The sequence below is a fragment of the Escherichia sp. KCJ4928 genome (genome assembly GCF_004352695.1).
Taxonomy (GTDB): domain Bacteria; phylum Pseudomonadota; class Gammaproteobacteria; order Enterobacterales; family Enterobacteriaceae; genus ECMA0423.
On record NZ_SJWV01000204.1, the window covers coordinates 1 to 6675 of the forward strand.

Consider the following 6675-nt stretch of genomic DNA (forward strand, 5'->3'; position numbering starts at 1 on the left):
CCTTTTAGATTTATTCTTTTTTATTCTTTCTTCATGTTTCAGTGTTATATTTACAGAATGCCGAGTAATAAATGATCTATATTAATGCAAGATTCTTGACTCAGCGTAAAACCGGTGTGCAGCAATATGCATTAGTTTTATGCCGGGAACTCGTTAAACACATTCCTGATATCTGTTTTTTGACACCGAAAACTGATCTCATTGATGAGAATTGGCGGGACGAGTTTAATATCCTTCAAATAGGAAATCGTAATGGACATTTTTGGGAACAAATCGAACTCCCTCGTTATCTAAGAAGCGTTGGTAATCCGTTGCTGCTCTGTTTTACTGGCTTATCACCTGCTTTTTATAAAAATTGTTACTTTACTATCCATGATATGTCATTGTACGCACATCCCAAGTGGTTCCGTTTGTTATATCGTGCAGTATACAAGGTTAACTATGCTATTCAGGCAAGATTCGCTAGAGGTATCTTCACGGTTAGTGATTTTTCGAAATCAGAGATAGAGAAATATCTGGCGGTAGACTCTGACAAGATCACTGTATTACGAAATTCAGTAGACACATCTATTAATATCAAGAATAATATTGAAAATAAAGCGGTTAGGCGTAAAGAGATTTTATTGGTTGGTACCTTAGAACCTAGAAAAAATATAGAGTTTATTATTAATTCTTTTTTAAATTCGCAAATCAAAGGTTATAAGCTCATCGTTGTTGGAGGGTTAGGAGCTGCTTTCTCAAAGGTGACTTTTTCTCAGCATGAGAACATTATATTCTGTGGCTATCTATCAGACGATGACTTAGAGTTAAAGTATAGACAAGCTTCAGTTTTTGTCTATCCTTCACTGTATGAAGGTTTCGGCCTTCCTCCACTTGAAGCGATGCAACGTGGCTGTCCCGTAATGGCTTCTGACCGCGCAAGCATCCCTGAAGTTTGTGGTGATGCTGCTTACTATTTCAATCCAGAGGACTCATCAGATTTTAGTAGTAAGTTACGTGAGCTGATCGAAAATTATGATGAGCTCAGCCCTGTATTGATTTGCAATGGATATCGTAGACTGGAACAATTTGACGTACGGGATGTTGCATCGAAACTTATGGATGTCATCTCTCAAAGGAATATTTGAATGAAGGTTTTACAATTTAGTAAATTTTATCCTCCAGTACACGGGGGAATTGAGCAGGTTGCATTTGATATTAGCGAAGGAATTACAAAAAGTAATGGTCAGCCTGTTGACGTTCTCTGTGTTGATCCTATTGGGGAAAGAAAAGACGACGGAAAGTTTCGTTATAAGGTTTACCGCCAGAAATTGTTTGCACAGCTTTTCTCGACACCGCTATCTTTCTCCTTGATTTTACGCTGGAGAGCGATCAGAAATAACTATGATGTTATTCACGTTCATCTTCCAAATCCAATGGCTGTGTTGGCGCTTTTTTTATTTCCACCAAAAGGAAAAATAGTTCTCCACTGGCACAGCGATATTGTTAAGCAAAAAAAACTATTATTGCTTTTTGCGCCGTTGCAAAAATGGATTTTAGATAAATGTACCTGTATTATAGTTACAAGTCCTGTTTATGGGCAGTCTTCTCCAACTTTGCAACCTTATCAGGATAAAATTGTTTGTATTCCTATTGGAGTTGATACTCATGTTATGCCGCTAAATGATGAGCTTGAAAAAAGTATAAAAAAACGCTATCAAAATAAAAAGATAGTTTTTTCTCTTGGGCGTCTTGTTTATTACAAAGGTATGGAATATCTGATTGATGCTGCGAAGGAGCTTCCTCCGGATTACATTGTTCTTATTGGTGGAACAGGCCCACTAATTGACACATTAAAGCAAAAGGTTGCTAATGATGGATTGTCAGATAAAGTCGTTCTTCTTGGTAGCATCAATTATTCGGATTTAGCATCCTATTACAAATCATGCGACGTTTTTTGTTTGCCATCTATTCATGAATCTGAAGCATTTGGTGTAGTCCAGTTAGAGGCTATGAGTTTCTCCAGACCGCTTGTGTCGACAAATATTCCCCGAAGTGGCGTGGCTTGGGTTAATCAGCATAACGAGACTGGTATTGTTGTTGAGCCTAATGATGCCAAAGCACTTGCTAAAGGTATAGTTTCTGTTGTTCAAAACAGTGCAACGTTTAGTAAAGGCGCTAAGGCCAGATTTGATACCATGTTTACTAAAGAATTGATGGTTAAAAATATAATTAATTTATATTCATCTTTAAAGTGAGTGCAATTATGCCATTATTTCCTGTTGTTATGGCCGGAGGCTCTGGTAGTCGTTTATGGCCGCTTTCTCGTGTTCTCTATCCAAAACAATTTCTTTGTCTGGAAGGTGAACTGACTATGTTACAAGCGACAATACACCGACTGCAGGGCATCGTGTGTGAAAGTCCTGTCGTTATTTGTAATGAACAGCACCGCTTTATTGTTGCTGAGCAACTTCGCCAGATGAATAAACTCACCGAGAATATTATCCTCGAACCGATTGGTCGTAATACTGCTCCGGCGATAGCGTTGGCTGCACTAGCCGCAACTCGTGCCCAGCCCGAAGGTAAGGCGCTCATGCTGGTTCTTGCCGCCGACCACGTCATAAAAAATGAAGAAGCATTCCGTGATTCCGTTCGTAAGGCGCTTCCTTATGCTGAAAATGGAAAGCTTGTGACATTTGGTATAGTCCCGAATAAAGCAGAGACTGGCTATGGTTACATTCGCCGCGGTGTGCCGTGCGATGGTGTTGAACATGCAGATGCATTCGACGTCGCGCAATTCGTTGAGAAACCTAATCTTGAAACGGCTGAAGCCTACGTTTCCTGCGGTGAATACTACTGGAATAGTGGGATGTTCCTGTTCCGCGCCGATCGCTATCTTGAGGAACTAAAAAAATACCGCCCGGATATTCTTGAAGCATGCGAAAAGGCAATGAGTGCTGTTGAGCCTGACCTTAATTTTATTCGCGTTGATGAAGATGCTTTCAGGGCTTGTCCTGATGAGTCAGTTGACTATGCTGTGATGGAGCAGACTTCCGATGCTGTTGTTGTGCCAATGGATGCGGGCTGGAGTGATGTCGGTTCCTGGTCTTCGCTATGGGATATTAGCCATAAGACGCCAGAGGGTAATGTCGTCACAGGTGATGTATTATCCTGCAATACCAAAAACAGCTTCCTGTATTCTGAATCAGGGCTTTTGACTACAGTTGGCGTGAAAGATTTGGTTGTTGTGCAGACTAAGGATGCTGTATTGATTGCCAATCGTAACGCCGTTCAGGATGTGAAGAAAATAGTCGAATCGATAAAAGCTAACGGGCGCCACGAACATCATACTCATCGCGAAGTTTATCGTCCCTGGGGTAAATATGACTCGATTGATACCGGGAGCCGTTATCAGGTTAAGCGATTGACGGTAAAACCAGGTGAAAGTATCTCACTTCAGATGCATCACCATCGTGCTGAGCATTGGATTGTCGTCGCAGGAGCTGCACAAGTAACAATTAACGAACAAACTAAACTCCTCGGTGAAAACGAGTCTATCTATATTCCTGTTGGGTCAACACACTGTCTGGAGAATCCTGGAAAGATCCCTTTAGAACTGATTGAGATTCGCTCAGGTTCTTATCTGGGAGAGGATGACATTGTACGTTTTGCTGACAAATATGGTCGTGTCTGAGATTACGGTAAAATTAGTATGGAAAAATTAACCTGTTTTAAAGCCTACGATATTCGCGGAAAATTAGGCGAAGAACTGAATGAAGATATTGCCTGGCGCATTGGTCGCGCCTATGGCGAATTTCTCAAACCGAAAACCATTGTGTTAGGCGGTGACGTCCGCCTCACCAGCGAAACCTTAAAACTGGCGCTGGCGAAAGGTTTACAGGATGCGGGCGTCGATGTGCTGGATATCGGTATGTCCGGCACCGAAGAGATCTATTTCGCCACGTTCCATCTCGGCGTGGATGGCGGCATTGAAGTTACCGCCAGCCATAACCCGATGGATTATAACGGCATGAAACTGGTGCGCGAAGGGGCTCGCCCGATCAGCGGTGATACCGGACTGCGCGATGTCCAGCGCCTGGCTGAAGCCAACGACTTTCCTCCCGTCGATGAAACCAAACGCGGTCGCTATCAGCAAATCAACCTGCGTGACGCTTACGTTGATCACCTGTTCGGTTATATCAATGTCAAAAACCTCACGCCGCTCAAGCTGGTGATCAACTCCGGGAACGGCGCAGCGGGTCCGGTAGTTGACGCCATCGAAGCCCGCTTTAAAGCCCTCGGCGCACCGGTGGAATTGATCAAAGTGCACAACACGCCGGACGGTAATTTCCCCAACGGTATTCCTAACCCGCTACTGCCAGAATGCCGCGACGACACCCGCAATGCGGTCATCAAACACGGCGCGGATATGGGCATTGCCTTTGATGGCGATTTTGACCGCTGCTTCCTGTTTGACGAAAAAGGGCAGTTTATCGAAGGCTACTACATTGTCGGCCTGCTGGCAGAAGCGTTCCTCGAAAAAAATCCCGGCGCGAAGATCATCCACGATCCGCGTCTCTCCTGGAACACCGTTGATGTGGTGACGGCCACAGGTGGCACCCCGGTAATGTCGAAAACCGGACACGCCTTTATTAAAGAACGGATGCGCAAGGAAGACGCCATCTACGGTGGCGAAATGAGCGCCCACCATTACTTTCGTGATTTTGCTTACTGCGACAGCGGCATGATCCCATGGCTGCTGGTCGCCGAACTGGTGTGTCTGAAAGGAAAAACGCTGGGAGAGCTGGTGCGCGACCGGATGGCGGCGTTTCCGGCAAGCGGTGAGATCAACAGCAAACTGGCGCAACCCGTTGAGGCGATTAACCGCGTGGAACAGCATTTTAGCCGTGAGGCGCTGGCGGTGGATCGCACCGATGGCATCAGCATGACCTTTGCCGACTGGCGCTTTAACCTGCGCTCCTCCAACACCGAACCGGTGGTGCGGTTGAATGTTGAATCGCGCGGTGATGTGCCGCTGATGGAAGAAAAGACAAAACTTATCCTTGCGTTATTGAACAAGTAATTCAGTAATTTCATATAAATAAGTTTTAAAAGACGGAAAAGATGAGATATTCAGTGTGGTATAGCAAAGGTAATGCTATTCACCATCTCTATGAGTGAGTTAACATCTATACCACATTTAAGCCGCACACTCGGCGGTGACCACCCCTGACAGGAGTAAACAATGTCAAAGCAACAGATCGGCGTCGTCGGTATGGCAGTGATGGGGCGCAACCTTGCGCTCAACATCGAAAGCCGTGGCTATACCGTCTCTATTTTCAACCGTTCCCGTGAAAAGACGGAAGAAGTGATTGCCGAAAATCCAGGCAAGAAACTGGTTCCTTACTATACGGTGAAAGAGTTTGTTGAATCTCTGGAAACGCCTCGTCGCATCCTGTTAATGGTGAAAGCAGGTGCTGGCACGGATGCTGCTATTGATTCCCTCAAGCCATACCTCGATAAAGGTGACATCATCATTGATGGTGGTAATACCTTCTTCCAGGACACCATTCGCCGTAACCGTGAGCTTTCTGCCGAAGGCTTTAACTTCATCGGTACCGGTGTTTCCGGTGGTGAAGAGGGCGCGCTGAAAGGTCCTTCCATCATGCCTGGTGGGCAGAAAGAAGCCTATGAACTGGTTGCACCAATCCTGACCAAAATCGCTGCAGTAGCTGAAGACGGGGAGCCATGCGTTACCTATATTGGTGCCGATGGTGCAGGTCACTATGTGAAGATGGTTCACAACGGTATTGAATACGGCGATATGCAGCTGATTGCTGAAGCCTATTCTCTGCTTAAAGGTGGCCTGAATCTCTCTAACGAAGAACTGGCACAGACCTTTACCGAGTGGAATAACGGTGAACTGAGCAGCTACCTGATCGACATCACCAAAGATATCTTCACCAAAAAAGATGAAGACGGTAACTACCTGGTTGATGTGATTCTGGATGAAGCAGCAAACAAAGGTACCGGTAAATGGACCAGCCAGAGCGCGCTGGATCTCGGCGAACCACTGTCGCTGATTACCGAGTCTGTGTTTGCTCGTTATATTTCTTCTCTGAAAGATCAGCGCCTTGCCGCGTCTAAAGTTCTCTCTGGCCCGCAAGCTCAGCCAGCAGGCGACAAGGCTGAGTTTATCGAGAAAGTTCGTCGTGCGCTGTATCTGGGCAAAATCGTTTCTTACGCTCAGGGCTTCTCTCAGCTGCGTGCTGCGTCTGAAGAGTACAACTGGGATCTGAACTACGGCGAAATCGCGAAGATTTTCCGTGCTGGCTGCATCATCCGTGCGCAGTTCCTGCAGAAAATCACCGATGCATATGCCGAAAATCCGCAGATCGCTAACCTGCTGCTGGCCCCGTACTTCAAGCAAATTGCCGATGACTATCAGCAGGCGCTGCGTGATGTTGTTGCTTATGCAGTACAGAACGGTATCCCGGTTCCCACCTTCGCCGCTGCGGTTGCCTATTATGACAGCTACCGTGCCGCTGTTCTGCCTGCGAACCTGATCCAGGCACAGCGTGACTATTTCGGTGCACATACTTATAAGCGCATTGATAAAGAAGGTGTGTTCCATACTGAATGGCTGGATTAATCTTATTTAACTAACAATAAATTGAGGCCTGGCGTATATTGCGC

5 protein-coding genes are annotated in these 6675 nt (G+C 45.6%); all 5 read left to right on the forward strand.

Annotated elements, in window-relative coordinates; translation table 11 throughout:
- Positions 1-71: 71 nt before the first annotated feature.
- The 5 genes from E0D98_RS20220 (at position 72) to gndA (ending at position 6631) form a co-directional block, all read left to right on the forward strand.
- Entirely contained in the window at positions 72-1127 is a 1056-nt protein-coding gene (locus E0D98_RS20220; protein ID WP_000639382.1) for a glycosyltransferase family 1 protein, read from the forward strand.
- Positions 1128-2237, forward strand: a complete 1110-nt coding sequence (locus E0D98_RS20225; RefSeq protein ID WP_000866500.1) for a glycosyltransferase — start codon at positions 1128-1130, stop codon at positions 2235-2237.
- 8 nt (positions 2238-2245) lie between these two features.
- Entirely contained in the window at positions 2246-3673 is a 1428-nt protein-coding gene (gene cpsB, locus E0D98_RS20230; protein WP_001406004.1) for a mannose-1-phosphate guanyltransferase, read from the forward strand.
- Positions 3674-3691: 18 nt separating this feature from the next.
- A complete protein-coding gene (gene cpsG, locus E0D98_RS20235; RefSeq protein WP_001504395.1) occupies positions 3692-5062 on the forward strand; it encodes a colanic acid biosynthesis phosphomannomutase CpsG in 1371 nt (456 codons plus the stop codon).
- Between the two features lie 162 nt (positions 5063-5224).
- Positions 5225-6631: an NADP-dependent phosphogluconate dehydrogenase gene (gene gndA, locus E0D98_RS20240; RefSeq protein WP_000043453.1), complete on the forward strand. Its 1407-nt coding sequence runs from the start codon at positions 5225-5227 to the stop codon at positions 6629-6631.
- The last annotated feature ends 44 nt before the right edge of the window (positions 6632-6675 follow it).

Bases quoted from the DNA above. Each gene is read 5' to 3' on its own strand.
- E0D98_RS20225 (WP_000866500.1), top strand. From the start codon at position 1,128: ATGAAGGTTTTACAATTTAGTAAATTTTATCCTCCAGTACACGGGGGA.
- E0D98_RS20220 (WP_000639382.1), top strand. From the start codon at position 72: ATGATCTATATTAATGCAAGATTCTTGACTCAGCGTAAAACCGGTGTG.
- cpsG (WP_001504395.1), top strand. From the start codon at position 3,692: ATGGAAAAATTAACCTGTTTTAAAGCCTACGATATTCGCGGAAAATTA.
- cpsB (WP_001406004.1), top strand. From the start codon at position 2,246: ATGCCATTATTTCCTGTTGTTATGGCCGGAGGCTCTGGTAGTCGTTTA.
- gndA (WP_000043453.1), top strand. From the start codon at position 5,225: ATGTCAAAGCAACAGATCGGCGTCGTCGGTATGGCAGTGATGGGGCGC.